The organism is Teichococcus globiformis (assembly GCF_042646265.1).
Taxonomy (GTDB): domain Bacteria; phylum Pseudomonadota; class Alphaproteobacteria; order Acetobacterales; family Acetobacteraceae; genus Pseudoroseomonas; species Pseudoroseomonas globiformis.
The window spans coordinates 267256-288441 of the sequence record NZ_JBHRTN010000010.1 but is presented as its reverse complement, the minus strand read 5'-3'; the positions used below and the strand labels follow the sequence as shown (position 1 = coordinate 288441).

Below are 21186 nucleotides of genomic sequence, written 5' to 3'. Positions count from 1 at the left end.
TGAACTGCTTGAGGAGAGGCGCGATGTACAAGGATGTTCAACTTCATATTAATGGTAGGTGGCGCGCCGCGTCCAAGGGACAGACCATCCCGGTCCTGAATCCGGCGACGGAAGAGCAGATCGGCACCGTTCCGCATGCAACAGAAGCCGACCTCGACGAGGCGCTATCGGCTGCCGAGCATGGGTTCGGGGTATGGAAGAAGGTTTCCGCCTTCGAACGCTCTAAGTTGATGCGAAAGGCGGCCGATCTGCTCAGAGAGCGTGCCGACAGCATCGCCCGCCTGATGACCATGGAACAGGGCAAGCCTCTTGCGGAAGCTCGTGCCGAAACCATGGCGGCTGCGGACACCATTGACTGGTTTGCCGAGGAGGCGCGGCGGGCCTACGGCCGGGTTGTTCCCGCACGTGCAGAAGGTGTTTACCAGTTGGTGATCAAGGAGCCGGTAGGCCCGGTTGCCGCCTTCACGCCATGGAACTTCCCGATCAACCAAGTCGTCCGCAAATTGTCTGCGGCTCTGGCCACCGGTTGCTCGATCATCGTGAAGGCGCCGGAGGAGACTCCCGCCTCCCCCGCCGAACTGATCCGCTGCTTCCTTGACGCCGGGTTGCCCCCCGGTGTGGTGGGCTTGGTGTACGGGGTGCCTGCCGAGATCTCGTCCTATCTGATCCCCCATCCGGCGATCCGTAAGGTAACTTTCACCGGGTCCACGCCTGTCGGGAAGCACCTTGCCGAGATGGCCGGCAAGTACATGAAGCGTGTAACGATGGAACTCGGTGGCCATGCCCCCGCCATCGTCTTCGATGACGCCGACATTGATCATGCGAGCAAAACTCTTGCGGGCAGCAAATTCCGCAATGCTGGACAGGTCTGCGTGTCCCCCACCCGCTTCCTTGTGCAAGAGAAGGTGTTCGACCGGTTTGTTGAACAGTTTGTCGATTACGCGAAGTCGGTTCGGGTTGGAAACGGCCTGGAAGACGGTGTTCAGATGGGGCCGCTTGCCAATGATCGCCGTGTCCCGGCCATGGAAGCTTTGATTGCCGATGCGCAACAGAAGGGCGCTCAGATTCGTACCGGTGGCAATCGCATCGGGAACAAGGGCTACTTCTACGAGCCCACAGTGCTGACCGGTCTGACCCATGAGATGCGGGCCATGAACGAGGAGCCGTTTGGCCCTCTGGCATTGATGGTGCCGTTCAGGGATTTTGACGAAGTTGTTGAAGAATCCAATCGTCTTCCATTCGGCTTGGCAGCTTATGCTTTCACCAAAAGCGCCAAGACGGCGAATGCCATTGCCTCTCAGGTCGAGACGGGCATGATGACAATCAACCATCTTGGCCTGGCATTGCCCGAGGTGCCCTTCGGCGGCATCAAGGATAGCGGCTACGGCTCAGAAGGCGGTTCCGAAGCGATCGAGGCTTACCTGAACACCAAGTTCGTAACCCAGGCTGGCATCTGAATGACTGGTCCTGGCGATCTCGCCAGGACCAAATCCTAGCTACCACCAGGCGGCTCCTGGCTGACGAGAACCTTGTCGATCCGCCGTCCATCCATATCGATAATCTCGAAGCGCCATCCGGACCATACGATCCTGTCGCCTTCACGAGGCACACGTTGAAGCAGGGAAAGCAAAAAGCCTGCAACCGTGTGATACGTGCCGTCGCTGGGTAGCTCCGTCAAATCAAGCCGAGACTTCAGCTCGTCGCTCGGCAGCATGCCATCCAGCAACAGAGTTCCGTCGTGTCGCCTGACCAAGCCACCAGTAGCAGGTGCAGATTCAGGGCCGAGCTCTCCGACGATAGCTTCCAAAAGGTCGGAGGCTGTAACGACCCCTTCAAAACTTCCATACTCGTCCATGACCAGTGCAATGCCGAGCGGATCGACCTTCAGCCTCGATAGTGCGCTAAGTGCGGGAAGGTTCTCGGGAAGGATCAACGGGGTCTGGGTCACCGCTGCAAGGTCGACCTCGCCATTCCGCAGTAGCTGATCCAAGAGATCGTTGATGGCGACAATGCCTAGAACGTTGTCGATACGTCCATCCGCGACAACGAACCTTGTGACTCGGCTGCCGCGAAGGTTCTGAGGCAAGTCCCGGCCGAGTGCCTGACGATCGATCCACTCCACTTCCGTTCGTGGTGTCATAAGCGCGCGGACAGGCTTGTCGGCTAGCCGCAGAACCCTCTCGATCATGTTGCGTTCTTCAGTCTCCAGCGCTCCGGCTTCAACGCCTTCGGCAACGGCTGCTTTGACTTCCTCCTCGGTGATCGTTGCCGCCACTGGCTTCGTGGCGCCTACCAGTGCAAGCACCGCAGCTGAGGAACGTGACAACAGCCAAACCATAGGGGCAGCAAAGCGGGACAAGCCCGACATGGGCACGGCCACCAGACTTGCCACCGCCTCAGGATTGCGCAGCGCGATCTGCTTCGGAACCAATTCACCCAGGATCAGAGACAGATAGGTTATGCAGAGAACCACAATAGTAAGTGAGAGCTGAGCCGAGTAGGCCTCAAGGCCGGGTACCAGGACCAGCCATTCACTCAGCCGCTGGGCAATACCTTGCCCGGCAAAAGCACCAGCCAAAATGCCGACCAAGGTGATCCCAACCTGGACAGTGGGCAGGAAGCGCTGCGGATCCTCCATCAAAGACAGGGCCGTCGCCGCACCGGTTTTGCCGGCACGCTGCAGCGCCACAAGCCGCACCCTTCGAGAAGACACGATCGCAAGTTCACTCATGGCGAAGACGCCGTTCAACAGGATCAGGAACAAGATGATGAGGAGTTCCGCCAGCAGGCTCATTCGCTTCTCCCGAAGATGCCGCGCTTGTTCTTAGCGTCTGAAATGTGGCAGGTCATCGCCACCATGCCGCAATGACGCCATCGGGCAAGCAAAGTGATGCCGCTTCGCTAGGCGAGTGTTCGCTACCGTCCTCCAGCGGAGAAGTCTTTCCCAATGGCTTTGTTCTTTCTAGCCGCGCCTCGGTGGCCCTGGCTGACGGCCTCGCGCCACAGGGAACAAATGGCGCAGGAACTGCCAGTCGCCGCCATTGTTGTTTCTCGCGGTATTGCTCCTGCTCGAATGCGGCACACACTCATCGATATGGCTGGCATGGACAGTCCGCCGGTGCGTGTCCTGGTCGTTGACTGCAATCGGCATCCTGGTCAGTGGGAAGATGTTGCGTCAGCTTGCGCGCAGCTTGGGCCGCGCTTCCGCTTTTTCCACCTTGGTGATGCCTCTATCGGGCATCAGGCCGCTCTGGACTTTGCGTTGAAGGAGTTGCCGACATCGATGAGCAACGTCTGGCTTGTGGAGCCTGGATCCCGCATCCAGAGGGAAGAACGGCCGGTTTCCGTCCCACGGTCGCACCTAGAAGGTCCGCCTCTTCTCGGCTGGGTTCGCGGGTGTCTGACTGGAAATCGGAGCCAGGCCTTCTAGGCAGCTTGTTCCTTCACCTCTGCTTCGTAGCTGCCGTCATCTTGGCCAGTGCGGTTAAAATGCTCTTTGCCTGTTTCACGCGCACGGGAAGGTCCATTTCACGGACCATAGCAAGCTTATGGTCCGGCCTCAGCTTGACGACGCCTTTCTGTGAAGTCACCCAATGCACCAGACGCTCCGCAGCGGCGAACCTATTGCCGCGAAAGGAGACAACGATACCTTTGGGTCCGGCATCGACCTTTTCGACCCCGGCACGTCGACACAGCTGCTTAATCGAGACGACCTGCAGCAGGTTTTCCACTTCGGGCGGAAGGCTTCCAAAACGATCGGCCATTTCCACCCCCATCGCCTCGACGTCGCGATCATCCTCGAGCGAGCCGATCCGGCGATAGAGCCCTAGTCGGACCGGTAGGTCCGCCACATAGGTTTCCGGGATCAGCACGGGAAGTCCCAGGTTGATCTGTGGCGTCCAGTCGGCACTATCAAAGGCGCCGTCCTTCTGGTGCCCCGCCTTGATGGAAGCGACGGCATCTTCCAGCATCTTCTGATACAGCTCGATGCCGACTTCCCTGATGTGGCCGGACTGTTCATCGCCCAGCAGGTTACCCGCCCCCCGAATGTCGAGATCATGGCTGGCCAGGGTGAAGCCTGCGCCAAGGTTGTCGAGGGTCTGCATGACGGAAAGGCGCTTCTCCGCAGCAGCAGAAAGCCGCCTGGAGACCGGCCAAGTCAGATACGCATACCCTCGTAGCTTGCCGCGCCCTACTCGTCCACGGAGCTGATAGAGCTGTGCCAGACCAAACATGTCGGCACGATGGATGATCAGTGTGTTTACCGCAGGCATGTCGAGCCCGCTTTCGACGATGTTGGTGGCGAGCAGGATGTCGAATTTGCCGTCGCCGAATTCCGTCATCACCCGCTCCAGCTCGGTTGGCGTGAGCCGCCCATGAGCCTGGATAGTGCGAGCTTCCGGCACGATCTCTGCCAGCCGGGTCGCCATCTTCGGCAGATCCTCGAGCTGCGGAACAACGCAGAAGATTTGTCCGCCCCGCAGCCGCTCCCGCTGGATCGCTTCACGGATGACGACGGCATCGAAAGGCATAATGAAGGTTCTGACTGCGAGACGATCAACTGGCGGCGTCGCTATGATGCTCATTTCTCGGACACCGGTCAGAGCCAGCTGCAGTGTTCGCGGGATCGGTGTCGCTGTCAGCGTCAGCACATGCAGGTCGGATTTCAGCGACTTCAGCCGCTCCTTGTGCGCGACTCCGAAATGCTGTTCCTCATCCACGATAACCAAGCCGAGCTCCGCAAACTCGATGCTCTTGGCAAGGAGTGCGTGAGTTCCAATGACGATGTTGATGGAGCCGTCGGCCAAGCCCGCTTTCACTTGAGCCGCTTCGCGGCTCGTCACCATCCGTGACAGCTGAGCAACCTTGATCGGCAGGCCGGCAAACCGCGCCACAAAGGTCCTGTAATGCTGCCGAGCCAGCAAGGTGGTCGGCACCACAACGGCCACCTGGACTCCCGTCATGGCCACAACAAAGGCCGCTCTCAGGGCAACCTCGGTCTTGCCGAAGCCTACATCGCCGCAGACCAGCCGATCCATGGGGCGCCCGGTGGAGAGGTCCTCAAGCACATCGGAAATGGCACGAAGCTGATCATCCGTCTCGGGGAACGGGAACCTGGCGCAAAACTCGTCCCAAGCACCTTCGGGGGGAGCGGCCAGTGGCGCTTGCTTCACCTGCCGTTCCGCAGCAATGCGGATCAGTTGGCCGGCCATGTCGGCAATGCGCTGTTTGGCTCTGGCCTTCCTGTTCTGCCAGGACGTCCCCCCAAGCTTGTCGAGAACGGCACCCGCAGTCTCGCTTCCGAACCGCGACAGCAATTCGATGTTCTCGACCGGCAGAAATAGCTTGTCATCGCCGTCGTAGATCAGGCGAAGGCAATCATGCGGTGCTCCGGAAACATCGATGGTTTCCAGCCCATCATAGCGGCCGATGCCGTGATCCTGGTGAACAACCAGATCGCCTTCGGCGATTTCCGTTGCATCGGCGATGAACTGGTCGGCGCGCTTTCGACGGCGTGCTGGCCGTGCAATGCGCTCACCCAGTAGATCTTGCTCACCGGTAAAGGCCATGCCTTGGCCGGCGCGTTCCGTGGGCCCGGTAAATCCCCGCTCCATTCCAAGCGTGACGAGCCCTGTCGCGCCTTCCGGCAAGCGGGCTGCTTCCTGCCAGTCGTTGATGGTGACAGCAGGGACACCATTCTCCCGGAGCAGATTGCCGAGCCTTTCGCGCGATCCGTTGCTCCAGGCCGCGATGAATGGCTTGAGCCCCGCACGCGCGTAATGGGCCGCCTGATCCTTGTATGCTGCAAAAACGTTGTGCCCGGACGTTCGCTCTTCGGCATACAGCCGTGCAGGGCGTCCGCCCGCGTCGATCGCGCCTGCCGCCTCTCCTCCCGAGAAAGGGCTAAATTGAAGAGGTTTGCCTTTCCCGAGAGCCTGATCCCATTCCGACCGGTCGAGGTACAATCGATTTGGAGGGACCGCACGGTAGGCTGCCTCTCCCTCCCGGACTGCTGCCCGCCGGGCCTGATAGTGATCGTCGATCATCTCCAGCCGGACATCCAGAACATCATCCGCCTGGTGGTCCAGGCTGATGGGAGCATCAGGCAGATAGTCGAACAAGGTCTCCATTTGCTCGTGAAAGAGCGGCGTATAATGCTCCAGACCAGGATGACGACGACGCGCCGATACCGAGGCATAAAGCGGGTCATCAGCTGACGCCGCGCCGAACAAATCCCGGTAGGATGAACGGAAACGGGCCACAGAAGCCTCGTCAAGGAAGAGCTCGCTCGCAGGCCTGAGCAGGATCTGTCCTACGCTTTCGCCGCCGCGCTGCGTTTCTGTCGAGAAGTTTCGCAGGCTCTCGATCTCATCGCCGAAAAGGTCAATGCGAAGCGGATCAGTGCTTCCAGCAGGAAATAAATCAATGATGCCGCCACGGATGGCATACTCGCCGGGCTCCATGACCGTGGCGACACGAAGGTAGCCATTCGCTTCGAGAAATGAGGAAAGCTGGGCCGGGGTGATCCGCTCGCCTGGCTTCAGCAGAAGACTGGCGCCCTCAAACACACTTTGAGGTGGCACCCGCTGGATAAGTGCGTTGACTGTGGTAAGCACAACCTGCGGCGACTGCCTGCCGCTGACTAGCCTTGCCAGCGTGGCGACGCGTTCCGCGACCAGCTCCGGATGGGGAGAGATCCGGTCGTAAGGCAAAACATCCCATGCCGGAAAGCGCAGAATAGCAAGTTGCGGGGCAAAGAAGGCGAGGCCTTCCGCCAGCCGCGCCATCCGCGCATCGTCCCGGCAAACGTGAAGTACCGTCCCCCGGGTCTCACTGCTCCGCTTTGACAGAAGATAAGCATCGTAGCCTTCAGGCGCACCGAAAACCTTTGCAACGCTCATCCTTGACGCAACGCCTCCGGCAGTCCGGCTCCGCTCTTGGAACAATGCTCCGCCATGCGCATCAACATCGGTGTCTGGTGGATCGCAGGAATCTCACGCCGGCCGATCAACCAGTCGGCAAGGTCAACATCAAGCAATTCCAAAACCGCCTCCAGTTCATCAAGTTCCTTTTCCTCGAAACTCGCGATATGGGTGCGGACGAATCCTCCTACCATGAGGTCAGTCTCTTTGGTTCCCCGGTGAGTGGCACGGAATAGGATCCTGCGGCACCGGTTCGACAGTTCAGAGCTGGGCTGATGATCTTGGGACATGGGGGCCTCTCGTCACCGGCATATAGGTGCAAACCGGAATCGTGTCAGCCCAGGAGAACGGTCGATCGACCCTAACGGAACTGATGGCTCCCCTGGAAAGCCTGGGTCTGCCTGAAGCCAAGTCAAAGCGCCTGATGCAGGCCACCGGCGGTCGTCGGGTCATTGATCTGTTGTTCCATCTTCCGGACCGTTACATCGACCGTCGCGCCGACCGGCCGCAAGACGGCGAAGTGGCCACGCTTACGGTAAGCCCCGTCGAGATACGTCCCCCTGGTACGCCCCGTCAGCCTTGGACAGTTCTGTGCAAAGCCGATTTCGGTCCGCTCGACATCAGTTACTTTGGCCGCAAGAGCTGGTTGGGAGCATGGCTCAGCCGGACCTATCCGCCTGGCGTCGAGCGCCGCGTTTCCGGCCGCCTTAGGCTCTTCCGGGATCGCTGGCGCATGGAGGCCGCCGACTACGTGGAGCCTCCTGATCGCATACCCGCCATCCAGCCTGTCTGGCCGGCAGTGAAAGGTCTGACGCAGCGGGACCTCGCGGCCGCAGTCGCCGCAGCCGTAGAACGACCGAAGGGTCTTCCGGAATGGCAGGACCCTCACCTGCTGTCCCGGCGTCGTTGGCCCTCCTTCTGGACCGCGCTTCTATCGCTTCATCAACCGGAAGCCCCTCCTGATACGCCTGCTCAGGAACGCCTCGCCTACGACGAGTTGCTGGCCAGTCAGCTGGCGATCGGCCTGGTTCGTCGCATCGTTCGTGAGCGACCGGGGCGCGCAATGGCCGGCACTCAGGAGCTGCGGCTTGCGGCCCTGTCGGCGTTCGGACATCCCTTGACGGAGGGGCAACGGGCTGTGCTCTCTGAGATAGATGCCGATATGGCCGCGCCGCAGCGTATGCTTCGCCTTCTTCAAGGTGATGTGGGTGCGGGTAAGACACTGATCGCCATCCTAGCCATGCTCAGGGCGGTTGAAGCAGGCTCGCAAGCTGCCCTGATGGCGCCGACCGAGTTGCTGGCGAGGCAGCATTTCCGCACGCTCGATCGCCTGCTGCACAATACTGGCGTCTCCTATGCTCTCTTCACCGGCTCTGTAAAAGGACAGGAACGTCGTCGGATTCTGACAGGCTTGGCTGACGGCAGCCTGTCCCTTGTTGTGGGGACCCACGCACTGATTGAGGAGAATGTAGAGTTCAGGGCGCTGGGACTTGCGGTTGTCGACGAGCAACATCGCTTCGGCGTGGCCCAGCGACTGGCCTTGACCGAGAAAGACAGGACCGATGTGCTGGTGATGACGGCCACGCCCATCCCGCGGACGCTTCTGCTGACGCATTGGGGAGAGATGGCCGTCAGCCGCCTGACATCTCGCCCTTCGGGTCGCCTGCCCATCATCACGCGCATCATCAGGGCCGACAGACGCGCGCAACTTCTTCAAAGGCTGCATGCGGCCTTTGCTGAAGGTGGCCGTGCCTACTGGGTTGTCCGCGCCGTCGAGGAGGGCGAGAAGCATGACAATGTGGCCGCAGAAACGGCCTATGCCGAGCTGAAGGCGATATTCGGATCGCGTGTACGCCTTGCCCATGGAGCCCAGCGCCTGGAGGTGCGGGAAGCAGCCTTGCATGATTTTGCAAGCGGCCAAGCGCAGCTACTGGTCGCCACAACGGTGGTTGAAGTAGGCGTCGATGTTCCGGAAGCCACGATCATGATCATCGAGCAAGCTGAGAGGTTTGGCTTGGCTGCCCTTCACCAGCTTCGAGGGCGAGTGGGACGCGGGGCGGCTCAGTCCTACTGCCTGCTCCTGCCGTCTCAAGATCTCAATGAGGCCGAGCAACGCCGACTGGCTGTGCTGCGTGACACCTCGGATGGCTTCGCCATCGCCGATGCCGATCTGGTCTATCGAGGCGGGGGTGACGCTCTTGGCCGTCGGCAGTCAGGCCGCCTCGGGCACCGTTTGGCAGATAGCGACCGCCATGCAAGCCTAGTCCCCATGGCACACCAGGACGCAACGCTTCTGCTTGATCGGGATCCGGAACTGAATGCAACGCCACGTGGCCGTGCAGCCAGAGCCTTGCTTGCTCTTTTCGACCACGACCTCACTTTAGCGCCCCTGGCTGCCGGTTGATGGAAGCCTCAGACAGCTGGGCGCCCCGCCAAAGTCGTAGCTACCCGGATCGACCTCTTGTTGGTGTCGGTGTCATTGTTTTCAGGGACAAGGAAGTGCTGTTGATCAGGCGGGCAAAGCCACCTTACGGAGGTGAGTGGTCCATCCCGGGTGGCGCGCAACGGCTCGGCGAAACCACGAAGCAGGCTGCTCGGCGTGAACTGCTTGAGGAGACCGGCATCTTGGTGGGTGAGCTTACGCTTGCGCTCGTGGCCGACCTGATGAGCCACGATGCGCATGGAATGCTTCAGTACCATTACACCGTGATCGACTACGTCGCAGAATGGACTTCCGGAGAGGCTGCCGCGGCAGACGACGCGGAGGAAGCGCGGTGGTTTCCGATGGACCAACTTGACCAGCTTGCATTGCGGCCCAGCGTGATCGAAGCGCTGAGCCTAGCCTCCACACAACGTCAGAAGTAAAGCTTCTCAGTCGCCAGATCCTTGTAGAGATGGGCAACAAACTCGCCGTATCCGTTGTACAGCCTTGTCGGGACACGATCCCCAGATCCGAGGAGACGTTCGGATGCCTGGCTCCAGCGAGGATGCGCCACTTCAGGGTTCACATTCGCCCAGAATCCGTACTCCTGAGGCTGCAGCTTTTCCCAAAAGCTGACAGGCCGGCGATCGGTGAAGGTGATCTTCACCACGGCCTTTGAACTCTTGAAGCCATACTTCCAAGGAAATAGGACACGGATCGGGCCACCATTCTGCGCTGGAACGGGCTTCCCGTACATGCCAGTCGCCAGGAAACACATCTCGTTCATCGCCTCGGCGATGGTGCAGCCTTCCCGATAGGGCCATGGATACCACACCTGTCGTAATCCGGGCATGATGGCCGGCTCAGCAATGCTTTCAAACACCACGTACCGAGCTTCAGGTTTGGGATCCGCCATCCGAACGAGCTCTGCCATGGGGAAACCGGTCCATGGAACAGTCATGGCCCAACCCTCGACACAACGGTGCCGCAGAACACGATCCTCCAGAGAGACCTTCTTCAAGAGAGCATCCAAGTCAAGGGACGCAGGGGACTCCACAAGCCCGTCAAGCTGAACAGTCCACGGCCTTTGCGGAAGGCGTTGAGCCTGACTGGTGACTGACTTCCCTGAACTGAACTCATAGTAGTTGTTGTAGCTGGAGGCATCCTTCTCCGGTGTTACAGCACGCTCCGGCGGAAAGCGCTCTTTGGCACCGGTTGTCTGCTCAGCGGAGGCTGATGATCCCGCCAAGCTCGCGGCAAGAGCGCCGGTGGCCGCAAGGGCATGCCTTCTGCCAAATGCAATCGCTTCCGGGACCGCAGATCCCTCATCCAGTTCCCACCCCTTCCGAACTCGAATCAGCATGGGCTTTCCTCCTTACCTCGCGAACAACCCTGGGCGGAGCCGGAAGCCATGAAGAAAGCCATTCAGCTGCCGTCAGGTAGTATCCTTTGGCAGAAGAACCCTAGGCGGTGCGGCCACCTCCAGATTAACGACGTAGAGCCTGTATCGTTCAGCTTCAATCCCACCACGCACCCGTGAGACCTCGCCGACAGGCTGCGCGCCCGGCCATAAGGGCGGAGTTTCACCTCGACGGATGCTTCGTACCAGCAGGCCCTGCCCCGACGATGGTGTGGCAGGCAGATCGAACAAGCTCCACCTATCGCCTACTGCGACGATGGAGGTGACAGGCGGCGAATAAAAGCGCATTTCGCTGGCGAGACCGTATTCTTCTGCGGCGACGAAGGCCAGTCCCCTCTCCTCGCGGATCGCTTCGAGTTTGGCCACGAATTCATTCCAACCGCCTAGGCGTGCCAATGTTGGATCGCTGCTTCGCGGCAAGGGCAATGGAGCCGCAACGGCCTGCAGCATGACCATCAAGGTCGCAGCCAGCCCGAGGCCCGCGGCCGGACGCCGCCAAGCAAGCCACCTCTGCTGTAACAGCGCTGCAGCAGCTATGCAGGCCGCAGGGTATAGAATTGCAGGCCAGTTTCCTTGAACCCGGCTACCTGTAGCTTGCCAAAGGAAAATAGCTGCGGCCGGCACGGTCATGCTGACCAGCAGCCTCTCCGCAGAGGCATCCACCACTCGCCACCGCCTCAAGGCAACTACCATGCCTAAGACACAGAGCATGAAGATGATGGGCGTCACGAGCCCAATCTGTCCGCCCACCAGTTCGCCCAGAAAGCGAAGGGAGAACGAAGCTTCACTGTCAGCCGTGCGGCCGCCCTGCTTTGCAAAGCTGACCCAATCGTGGGTTGCGTTCCAAAGGATGACAGGGCCTGAAAAAAGGAGAGCGATCACCCCCCCTGCCCAGAGGCGCCAGTCGCGAAACCATCGCCTTTCTGTTGGAGAGGCCGCCAACCAGACCAACGCGCCAAGCCCCAGGAAAACTGCGGTGTACTTAGACAGAATCGCGCAGCCCGTTATCGCCCCGAAGACCAGCCACCAGCGACCATCTGCGGTCACATGCACCTTGGCCAGCGCCCAGACCGCCAAGCACCAGAACACAAGAAGTGGCGTATCAGGCGTCATGAGAACGGAACCCGCTGCGAATAGAAGGGTCGCGTTCATGAAGGCGGCAGCCCAGGGCCCTGCGTCTTTTCCTGGAAACAGAAGGCTGGCGGCTCCGGCTATAGCAAAAGAAGCAATAGCAACACCGATCGGGGCCAGCAGCCGCACGCCGAGCTGGGTGTCACCTGCTAAGGAGGTGCCTGCAGAGATCCATAAGGCGACCATCGGTGGATGGTCGTAGTAGCTCGGGGCAAGCGCCTTGCTCCAGATCCAATAATACGCCTCGTCGGGAGCCAATGGCAGTTCAGCGGCCACAATGATCCTGACACCGGTCATGATCAGAAGAGCAGCAATCCAGAAGCACGCATTCTTCATTAGCGCGCCCGCCATACCAGTGTTGCCGACACTGCGAAGTTCCACACCACGGTCAGCAAGGCTCCCGCCGCACCAGCAGCGCCCCAGTTCGCTAGGCCATCTCGCAGCAACAGGCCAGCGATGCCGACATTGGCCGCAACGCCGACGCCGCACACTAGGTAGAACAACACAAGGCCCTGCCACAACGCCGCGCCCCGCAATCGCACATCGCTGTAGGTAATACGGTTGTTCAGCCAGAAATTCGCAGTCATGGCGATCACGCTGGCCAACCACTGTGCGCCAGCAAAGCCCAATTCATGAATAGTCATGGCCAGGCATGCCAGATGGATCGCGAGGCCGAAAACGCCGATTGTGGCAAAGGACAGGAAGCGCATCGGAAGGACGCCACCCGATGCCTTATCTAGCAGAAGCGTCAGAAACTCGACCAAAACAACCGTATCGAGCTTGGACTCGCCTGCTTCCCGAGGCCTGAAGCTGTAGGGCAGTTCCCTGACACGTAGCGGAGGCTCTGCCGTCAACAGAATATCCAAAAGAATCTTGAAGCCGCGCCCGGTCAACTCAGGAGCCAGACGCTCCACCGTGGTGCGCTCCAGCATGAAGAAGCCGCTCATAGGGTCGGCAACAGGAGAAGGAAGAAAGAGCCTTGCCAACTGTGCACCACCATCGCTGATCTTCCGGCGGATCGCTGAGAAGCCGGTAGACGCCTCTCCCCCCGCGACATGCCGGCTTCCAACAACGATATCGGCTTCGCCCCGCTGCAGGACCTTTAGCATAACCGGCAGCAACGCCTCCTCATGCTGAAGATCACCGTCGATAACGGCGACGAAGCGAGCCGATGACGCCAACATTCCCTCGATGCAAGCTGACGAAAGGCCACGCCTTCCTACTCTGCGGATACACCGGATCTGGGCGTTATCTGTCGCGATCGATTTCGCGACCTCCGAGGTTCCATCCGGACTGTTGTCGTCGACAAAGATAGCTTCCCACGGAACGCCATCCAGCACGGCGCCCAAACGAGCAACCATGGGCGCGACGTTTTCACGCTCGTTGTAGCAAGGGACGATGACGGACAGGATTGGCGCGAGCATGGCCGCACTGCTTACCGCCACGGCTGTCAGATGACTAGCTTCGAGGATTGCTCTGTGCCCGCAGGGACTCGAACCCTGGACCCCAAGATTAAAAGTCTCGTGCTCTACCAGCTGAGCTACGGGCACATAAAGCTGATCGGGGCAAACCCGATCAGCCTTCTGCTGTCAAGGGGCGTAGCCCCTTTCAGCGCGAGAAGTGCTCAGCCGGCGTCGGCAGCAAGCTGGGCCTTCACCACCCGATCAGGCTCGCGCACCATGCCGCTCTGGCCGCTGCCGCGCTTGATCTTGTCCACGAACTCCATACCGGCCGTAACCTGGCCCCAGATGGTGTACTGACCATCCAGACTGGGAGCTGGCGCGAACATGATGAAGAATTGACTGTTGGCGCTATTAGGATTGGCTGTCCGGGCCATTCCACACACGCCGCGCAGGAACCGCGCCTTCGTCGGGGCACTGAACTCCGCCGGGAGATCCGGAAGCTGGCTTCCGCCGGTTCCAGTACCGGTGGGATCACCGCCTTGAGCCATGAATCCTTCGATCACCCGGTGGAACGGAGTGCCATCGTAGAAGCCCTGGCGAACAAGGGTTTTCATGCGCTCAACATGCTGGGGCGCCAGATCTGGCCTCAGCTTGATCACGACGCGCCCGTCTTTCAGGTCGAAAAACAGGGTGTTTTGCAGATCATCCTGCGCCGCAGCGTCGGAATTCACGGTTTCGGTCATCATCATCCCCGTAGCTATGGTCGCAGCGAGCAGGTGGCGTCGATGCATGCTCTATGAACCCTTGGCTTCCACTGTCCCCGTACGCGCAAGAGTGCGCTCCAGGACCATCTTCGGCACCAGGGAGGAAATATCCCCTCCCAGCCGGGCGATCTCCTTCACCAACCGTGAGGAAATGAAGTGGTTTCCGTCACTGGCCATGAGGAAGACCAACTCAATCTCCGGATCAAGCCGATGGTTCATCCCTGCCATCTGGAATTCATAATCGAAATCCGTCACCGCGCGAAGTCCGCGTAGAACGATGCTGGCGCCAACGCCCCGAGCGAACTGCACCAGGAGGCCCCGGAACGGCACCACATCAATCACCACGCCACTTTGAGCAGCGATGGAGCGGGTTTCTGCCTCGACCATCTGCACCCGCTCCTCCAGTGAGAAGAGCGGGCCTTTGGCCTCGTTCACCGCCACGCCGATCACCAACCGGTCGACCAGGCGTGTCGCACGCTGAATCAGATCGATATGGCCGTTGGTCAGTGGGTCGAATGTACCCGGGTAGACCGCTGCGCGATGTGTCACGCCGTCAACCATCTTGCTCCTGTTCCAAATCTCCCTCCGCCTCCACAACCGTGAAACAAGAGGTGACGCGTTCGCCCTGGTCCAGCCGCAGCATCATCACGCCCATTGCCTGCCGGCCCGTAATACGCACCTGATCAACAGGCATGCGGATCAGCCTACCACCGTCAGTCACAAGCATCACATCGTCGCCCTGTCGGACCGGAAAAGTTGCTACGACCTCACGGCCCGTTCGCGAAGTCAGGTTGATATTGGCGATTCCCTGTCCGCCCCGGCCTGTCACGCGATACTCGTAGGCAGAACTCCGCTTTCCAAAGCCCAGATCGGTCACCGACAGCAGAATATCTTCCAGCGCTTCAAGTTCGGTCAGTCGCTCGGCCGGAACAGCGATGTCGTGCTCCATGGCAGCGGCATTTTCCTCGGCAAGCGCCGCCTCAGACTCAGCCGCCGCTTCCGCAGCTTCCTCCGCAGAGCGGCGCTTTTGAGCTGCCTGCTTCAGGTAGGCTGCCCGTTCCTCGACAGCCGCGTCAGTGTGGCGCAACACCGACAAGGCAATGACGGCGTCACCCTGTCCCAAGCGAATCCCTCGGACACCAGTCGAGTCGCGGCCGGAGAACACACGCAGTGTATCGATGTCGGCCACAAACCGGATCGCCCTGCCATCCCGGGTTGCGAGCAATACATCGTCGCCCTCTCGACACGTCGATACCCCGATCAGGCTGTCTCCCTCATCCAGCTTCATGGCGATGAGACCCGATGCGCGGACGTTGCGGAAATCCGAGAGGCGGTTCCGGCGAACGTTGCCTTGCGCTGTCGCAAACACCAGGTGCAGGTTTTCCCAGAGGTTTTCATCCTGGGGCAGAGGCAGAACCGCCGTGACGGCCTCCTCCTCCTGAAGCTGCAACAATTGACGTAGAGACCGGCCACGGGCCGTGGGTCCAGCTTCCGGCAGCTTCCAGACCTTCTCCCGGAATGCGATGCCGCGGCTCGTGAAGAACAGGACCCACTGGTGCGTGTGGGCGTTGAACGACCGAATAACCACATCGTCCTGCCGCATGGATGCGCTGCTGCGTCCACGCCCCCCACGGTTCTGGGCACGGAACGTCTCGAGCGGCGTCCGCTTCACGTAACCGTCCCTGGTCAGAGTGACCACCATCAAACCGGGCTCGACAAGGCTTTCGTCGTCCTGATCGGCGACTCCCTCGACGATCTCCGTGCGCCGCGGTGATGCGATCTGCGCCCGTACCGCCTGCAGCTCCTCGCTCATGAGCTCGAGGCGACGCGGACGAGAGGACAGAATCTCGAGAAGCTCGCGAATACGGCCGGCCACATCGTCCAGCTCGGCGTTGATTTTCTCACGTTCCAGCCCGGTCAGGCGCTGAAGGCGCAACTCGAGAATGCCCCTAGCCTGTGCTTCAGTCAGGCGAACCGCGTCATCCGCGACAATATTCCCGGCATCATCGACCAGGCTCAGCAAGGGGCCAACATCAGCGATAGGCCATGCACGCGCCATCAGGGCGACGCGTGCACTGCCAGCATCAGGGCTTTCCCTGATCAGCCGGATGACCTCGTCGATATTGGCTACGGCGATGGCCAATCCGACCAGAAGGTGACCACGGTCACGCGCCTTGCCAAGCCTATGGCGTGATCGCCGCAGGATGACGTCCTCTCGGAAGTCGATAAAGGCACGTAGGGCATCCCGCAACCCCATCTGCTGGGGCCGCCCTTCATGAAGGGCCAGGAAGTTCACCGCAAACGACGTCTGGAGATTTGTGTAGCGGTACAGGTGGTTCAACACCACTTCAGGCGTCGCGTCCTTCTTGATCTCGATGACGATCCGCAATCCGGAACGATCACTCTCGTCCCGCAGATCGCTGACACCTTCCAGCTGCTTTATTCTGACCAGATCAGCAATCCGCTCGATCAAAGCCGCCTTGTTGACCTGATACGGAATTTCGGACACGGCAATGGCATATCGCCCGCCGCGCACTTCCTCGATTTCTGCCCGTGCCCGCAATGCAATGCTGCCACGCCCCGTTTCGAAAGCGGAGCGAATGCCGGCACGTCCAAGGATGAGCGCACCTGTCGGAAAGTCCGGACCCGGGATGATTTTCATCAGGTCATCAAGGGAGGTATCTGGCTCTGCGATCAGCTGGAGCGTGGCGTCGATAACCTCGGTTGGATTGTGGGTCGGGATGTTCGTGGCCATCCCGACCGCGATCCCGTTGGCGCCGTTCACCAGCAGGTTCGGGAACGCTGCCGGCAGGATCCTCGGCTCCTCAGCGCTTTCATCGTAGTTCGGCGCGAAATCAACCGTGTCCTCGTCGATGCCTTCCAGCAAGGCGGCCGCCGATCGAGCCAGCCGGGCTTCTGTGTAGCGCATCGCCGCAGGGGGATCGCCGTCCATGCTGCCGAAGTTGCCTTGGCCGTCAATCAGCGGAACGCGCAGCGAAAAGGTCTGAGCCATACGCACCATGGCGTCGTAAATCGCGCTGTCGCCATGAGGATGATACTTACCCATGACATCACCGACCACGCGGGCCGACTTGCGATAAGGCTTGTCCGAGGTAAAGCCGTTCTCCTGCATGGAGAAAAGGATGCGGCGGTGGACCGGCTTCAACCCGTCCCGCACATCAGGTAGCGCTCGGGAAACAATGACGCTCATTGCATAGTCTAGATAGGAGCGGCGCATCTCCTCCTCGAGGGCGATCGGCAAGGTGCCCTCAGGAGGAAGATGGCCGGACGCCCCGGCGCCGTTATCGCTTTCGTTCACGCTTCATTCCCATGCAGCAAGGCAGCAGCCTTCCCGAGGCGCTGATCAACCCGCTTCAGACCTGTTCCAGCGTCCGCACAGACGCTCAACGCTGGATGGTCATAACTCTTGCACAGCGTTCCGCCAAATCGGACGTCAGTGTACCGGTTGGCTCCTTCTAGAACGGGATGTCGTCATCCAGGTCGGAACTACCGCCTTTCGGCGTATCCCAACCGCCACGCTGAGGCCGCGAAGCGCCGCTCCTTTCGCCTCCGCCAGAAGAGCGCGGCGAGGAGAAGCGTTCGCCAGCCTCGGCGCCAGGAGCATCCCCCCCACTGCGTCCGTCAAGAAGCGTCAACTCGCCTCCGAAGTTCCGCAGAACCACTTCCGTGGAATACCTATCCTGCCCCGCCTGGTCCTGCCATTTGCGGGTTTCGAGCTTGCCCTCGATGTAAACCTTGCTGCCTTTTCGCAGGTATCGCTCGGCCACCTCACCCAGGCGCTCGTTGAAAATGGCGACTGAATGCCACTCAGTCCGCTCCTGCCGATTCCCCTCTCGGTCCTTGTAGTTGTCTGTGGTCGCCAAGCGCAAATTGACCACCCGACCACCATTCTGGAAGTTGCGGACCTCTGGGTCCCGACCCAGATTACCGATCAGGATGACTTTGTTGACACTTCCGGCCATGCAGGGCGGTTCCTTAAGGTGCTGGTCTCTGTCTCACCCTAAATAGCCCATTTCGGACAGGATGCCGAGAACAGCGTTGGACGGTTGAGCGTGGCTCAAGAGCCATCATGGTGGCTTCTGCCTCCTATGCCGCCCTGTGCTTGCTCACGGCTGATCATGGCAATATGGTCGACAAGAACACAAGGCGAACAGACCCTTTTTCGTTCAGGAGCCCAGGCTTGAACAAGCTCTCGAAGCAGCATAGCGGCTCGGTGCCGGCGCAACTCCCTCACGACGAGATTCGCATCAGAGGCGCGCGCCAGCACAACCTTAAGAATATCGACATCGACATCCCCAAGCACACTTTGACGGTGATCACTGGCTTATCGGGCTCGGGCAAGTCTTCACTGGCATTCGATACGATCTATGCTGAGGGACAGCGCCGCTACGTCGAGAGCCTGTCCGCATATGCGCGGCAGTTCCTGGAGCTGCAACAGAAGCCGGACGTAGACAGCATCGAGGGCTTATCCCCCGCCATTTCCATCGAACAGAAGACCACGAGCCACAATCCGCGCTCCACTGTGGGGACAGTGACGGAAATCCATGACTACATGCGCCTGCTTTGGGCGCGTGCGGGAGTGCCCTTCTCGCCGGCAACCGGCCTGCCAATCGAGGCGCAGACCGTTAGCCAGATGGTGGACCGGGTTCTCGCCATGCCGGACGGGCGGCGCCTTCTTCTTCTAGCGCCGGTGGTTCGAGGTAAGAAGGGTGAGTTCCGAAAGGAGCTAGCGGAGTTCCAGCGCCGTGGCTTTGAAAGGGTCAAGGTCAATGGGACGCTGAGCCGGATCGAGGATGTCGCCGCCCTCGACAAGCGCCGAAAGCACGATATCGAGATTGTTGTGGATCGCGTCGTTCTAGGCAGCGACGGATTGATGCAGCGGCTGGCGGATTCCTTTGAAACCGCGTTGGGACTGGCTGAAGGCATCGCCTACACGGAAGACGCCGACTCCGGCGAGCGTACAGTCTTCAGCAGCCGATATGCTTGTCCGGTTTCGGGCTTCACCCTGGAAGAGGTGGAGCCACGCCTCTTTTCTTTTAATTCGCCTCAGGGAGCCTGTCCTGCCTGCGACGGACTAGGGACTGAGAGCTTTTTCGATCCGCAGCTCGTGGTTCCTGATGAGGCAAGGAGCTTGGCCGATGGCGCAGTCGCCGCCTGGGCCGGGAACAGCGCACCTTACTATGACCAGACGCTGGACAGCCTCGCCAAGCACCTCAACGTCAAGCTGTCGACGCCTTGGGTGGAATTGCCGCAGATGGCCCGGGACGCCATTCTTCACGGCACTGGAGCAGAGGCTGTGACTCTCCGCTACAAGGATGGGCTGCGGGCCTACGAGGTGAAGAAGCCGTTTGAAGGCGTTGTGCCAAATTTGGCCCGGCGTCTCCGTGAGACGGATAATCCTTGGGTTCGCGAGGATCTGCTCCGCTATCAGGCTTCACGTTCCTGCCATGTTTGCTGCGGTGCCAGACTCAAACCCGAAGCGCTATCCGTCAAGGTAGCCGACCGACATATTGCTGAGGCCAGCAACCTCTCCATCAAGGAAGCGCTTCCCTGGTTCCAGACGGTGGAAGCAACGCTGACGCCGCAGCGCGCGGAGATTGCCCGCCGCATTTTGAAGGAGATCATCGACCGGCTTCGCTTCCTGCTGGATGTCGGCTTGGACTACCTATCGCTGGCGCGGTCTTCCGCTACACTTTCGGGTGGCGAAAGTCAGAGGATCCGGCTTGCCAGCCAGATCGGCAGCGGCCTCACCGGTGTTCTCTATGTTCTGGATGAGCCTTCCATCGGATTACATCAGCGCGACAATGAACGCCTGCTAGCAACGCTGCGTCGCCTGCGTGATCTCGGCAACACAGTTCTGGTGGTCGAGCACGATGAGGATGCCATCCGACTGGCAGATCACCTGATCGATATCGGACCAGCGGCGGGCGCTGGTGGAGGTCAGGTCATCGCGCAGGGCAAACCGGAGGTGGTTGCAGCCCATCCCGAGAGCATCACTGGTGCCTACCTTTCCGGCCGTCGCTGCGTACCTTTGCCAGGCAAGCGCCGCCCGTTGAACCAAGACCGAATGCTTACGGTCGTGGGTGCAACAGGCAATAACCTTCAGGATCTGACGGCCTCAATACCGTTGGGAACCTTTACCTGCGTCACCGGCGTGTCCGGCGGTGGCAAGTCAACATTCGTGATCGAGACGCTCTACAAGGCGGTGGCACGCCGCCTGATGGGGGCGGGCACTGTTCCTGCCTCGCATCAGCGCATCGATGGTCTTGAACATCTCGACAAGATCATCGACATCGACCAGTCGCCGATCGGGCGCACGCCGCGCTCCAATCCCGCCACTTATACAGGCCTGTTCGGGCCCATCCGGGATTGGTTCGCGGAACTGCCGGACAGCCGGTCACGTGGGTACAAGCCAGGCCGATTCAGCTTCAACGTCAAGGGAGGCCGGTGCGAGGCGTGCCAAGGCGATGGGGTGCTGAAGATCGAGATGCACTTCTTGCCTGACGTTTATGTCACCTGCGACACCTGCAAAGGGAAGAGATATAACCGCGAGACGCTGGAGGTCAGGTTCCGCGGCAAGTCCATTGCCGACATCCTGGAGATGACCGTGGATGAAGCCGTCGAGTTCTTCTCGGCGGTTCCCGCGATCCGCGACAAGCTGACTCTGCTGAAGGAGGTCGGCCTGGGCTACATCCATCTGGGCCAGCAAGCGACCACCCTTTCCGGCGGTGAAGCCCAGCGGATCAAGCTCAGCAAGGAGCTTTCACGCCGCGCAACGGGTAGAACACTTTACATCCTGGACGAGCCGACCACTGGCCTTCACTTCGAAGATGTTCGGAAATTGCTTGAGGTTCTTCACCGGCTTGTCGATCAGGGCAACACGGTGGTGGTCATCGAGCACAATCTGGAGGTCATCAAGACAGCCGATTGGGTACTCGACCTCGGTCCTGAGGGGGGCGATGGCGGAGGCCAGCTGGTTGCGGAAGGCACGCCAGAAGACATAGCTGCCGCATCGGCCAGTCATACCGGGCGTTTCCTTGGTCCTCTTCTTGCGAAGAAGCTGGCGCGGCGAAAGCAGAAGTGAGGGGCGGGAGTCCCTCAC

General features: G+C 60.3%; 14 protein-coding genes and 1 tRNA gene. 4 read left to right on the top strand and 11 right to left on the bottom strand.

Annotation, left to right across the window (positions count from 1 at the left end; all coding sequences use genetic code 11):
* Positions 1 to 23: 23 nt before the first annotated feature.
* Entirely contained in the window at positions 24 to 1457 is a 1434-nt protein-coding gene (locus ACFOD4_RS12180; RefSeq protein ID WP_379596762.1) for an NAD-dependent succinate-semialdehyde dehydrogenase, read from the top strand.
* A gap of 35 nt (positions 1458 to 1492) precedes the next feature.
* On the opposite strand, the gene ACFOD4_RS12175 is transcribed toward ACFOD4_RS12180, so the two are convergent.
* From ACFOD4_RS12175 to ACFOD4_RS12165, 3 genes are all read right to left on the bottom strand, one after another.
* Positions 1493 to 2794, bottom strand: a complete 1302-nt coding sequence (locus ACFOD4_RS12175; RefSeq protein ID WP_379596760.1) for a hemolysin family protein — start codon at positions 2792 to 2794, stop codon at positions 1493 to 1495.
* Between the two features lie 649 nt (positions 2795 to 3443).
* Positions 3444 to 6902 carry a transcription-repair coupling factor gene (gene mfd / locus ACFOD4_RS12170; RefSeq protein WP_379596758.1) on the bottom strand — a complete coding sequence of 1153 codons (3459 nt, stop codon included), beginning with the start codon at positions 6900 to 6902 and terminating at the stop codon, positions 3444 to 3446.
* On the bottom strand, positions 6899 to 7213 hold the full coding sequence (locus ACFOD4_RS12165) for a succinate dehydrogenase assembly factor 2 (protein WP_379596756.1): 315 nt from the start codon (positions 7211 to 7213) through the stop codon (positions 6899 to 6901). Before ACFOD4_RS12165 ends, mfd begins: the two co-directional genes overlap by 4 nt.
* Before the next feature lie 83 nt (positions 7214 to 7296).
* Here ACFOD4_RS12165 and ACFOD4_RS12160 point away from each other — a divergent pair, with 83 nt between their 5' ends.
* A complete protein-coding gene (locus ACFOD4_RS12160; RefSeq protein WP_379596754.1) occupies positions 7297 to 9327 on the top strand; it encodes an ATP-dependent DNA helicase RecG in 2031 nt (676 codons plus the stop codon).
* A complete protein-coding gene (locus ACFOD4_RS12155) occupies positions 9327 to 9788 on the top strand; it encodes an NUDIX hydrolase (protein WP_379596752.1) in 462 nt (153 codons plus the stop codon). Before ACFOD4_RS12160 ends, ACFOD4_RS12155 begins: the two co-directional genes overlap by 1 nt.
* On the opposite strand, the gene msrP is transcribed toward ACFOD4_RS12155, so the two are convergent.
* From msrP to ssb, 8 genes are all read right to left on the bottom strand, one after another.
* Entirely contained in the window at positions 9779 to 10708 is a 930-nt protein-coding gene (msrP, locus tag ACFOD4_RS12150; RefSeq protein ID WP_379596750.1) for a protein-methionine-sulfoxide reductase catalytic subunit MsrP, read from the bottom strand. The two genes, ACFOD4_RS12155 and msrP, sit on opposite strands and share 10 nt — an antisense overlap.
* Positions 10709 to 10780: 72 nt before the next feature.
* Positions 10781 to 12247 carry a glycosyltransferase family 39 protein gene (locus ACFOD4_RS12145; RefSeq protein ID WP_379596748.1) on the bottom strand — a complete coding sequence of 489 codons (1467 nt, stop codon included), beginning with the start codon at positions 12245 to 12247 and terminating at the stop codon, positions 10781 to 10783.
* Positions 12232 to 13320 (bottom strand): glycosyltransferase, encoded by a 1089-nt coding sequence (locus tag ACFOD4_RS12140; RefSeq protein ID WP_379596746.1) that lies wholly within the window; start codon positions 13318 to 13320, stop codon positions 12232 to 12234. Before ACFOD4_RS12140 ends, ACFOD4_RS12145 begins: the two co-directional genes overlap by 16 nt.
* A gap of 53 nt (positions 13321 to 13373) precedes the next feature.
* A tRNA-Lys gene (locus ACFOD4_RS12135) sits at positions 13374 to 13446 on the bottom strand.
* Between the two features lie 74 nt (positions 13447 to 13520).
* Entirely contained in the window at positions 13521 to 14042 is a 522-nt protein-coding gene (locus ACFOD4_RS12130) for a peptidylprolyl isomerase (RefSeq protein WP_379596744.1), read from the bottom strand.
* A gap of 51 nt (positions 14043 to 14093) precedes the next feature.
* The gene (gene coaD, locus ACFOD4_RS12125; protein WP_379596742.1) at positions 14094 to 14624 is read right to left on the bottom strand and encodes a pantetheine-phosphate adenylyltransferase; all 531 of its coding nucleotides are present in this window, start codon (positions 14622 to 14624) and stop codon (positions 14094 to 14096) included.
* Positions 14617 to 17301, bottom strand: coding sequence for a DNA gyrase subunit A (gyrA, locus tag ACFOD4_RS12120; RefSeq protein WP_379596970.1), 2685 nt, complete (start codon positions 17299 to 17301; stop codon positions 14617 to 14619). The genes coaD and gyrA overlap by 8 nt, the downstream gene beginning before the upstream one ends.
* 238 nt (positions 17302 to 17539) lie before the next feature.
* Positions 17540 to 18046 carry a single-stranded DNA-binding protein gene (ssb, locus tag ACFOD4_RS12115; RefSeq protein ID WP_379596740.1) on the bottom strand — a complete coding sequence of 169 codons (507 nt, stop codon included), beginning with the start codon at positions 18044 to 18046 and terminating at the stop codon, positions 17540 to 17542.
* A 107-nt stretch (positions 18047 to 18153) separates the two neighbouring features.
* Between ssb and uvrA the strand changes: the two genes are divergently transcribed.
* Positions 18154 to 21168 carry an excinuclease ABC subunit UvrA gene (gene uvrA / locus ACFOD4_RS12110; protein ID WP_379596738.1) on the top strand — a complete coding sequence of 1005 codons (3015 nt, stop codon included), beginning with the start codon at positions 18154 to 18156 and terminating at the stop codon, positions 21166 to 21168.
* Positions 21169 to 21186: the final 18 nt, after the last annotated feature.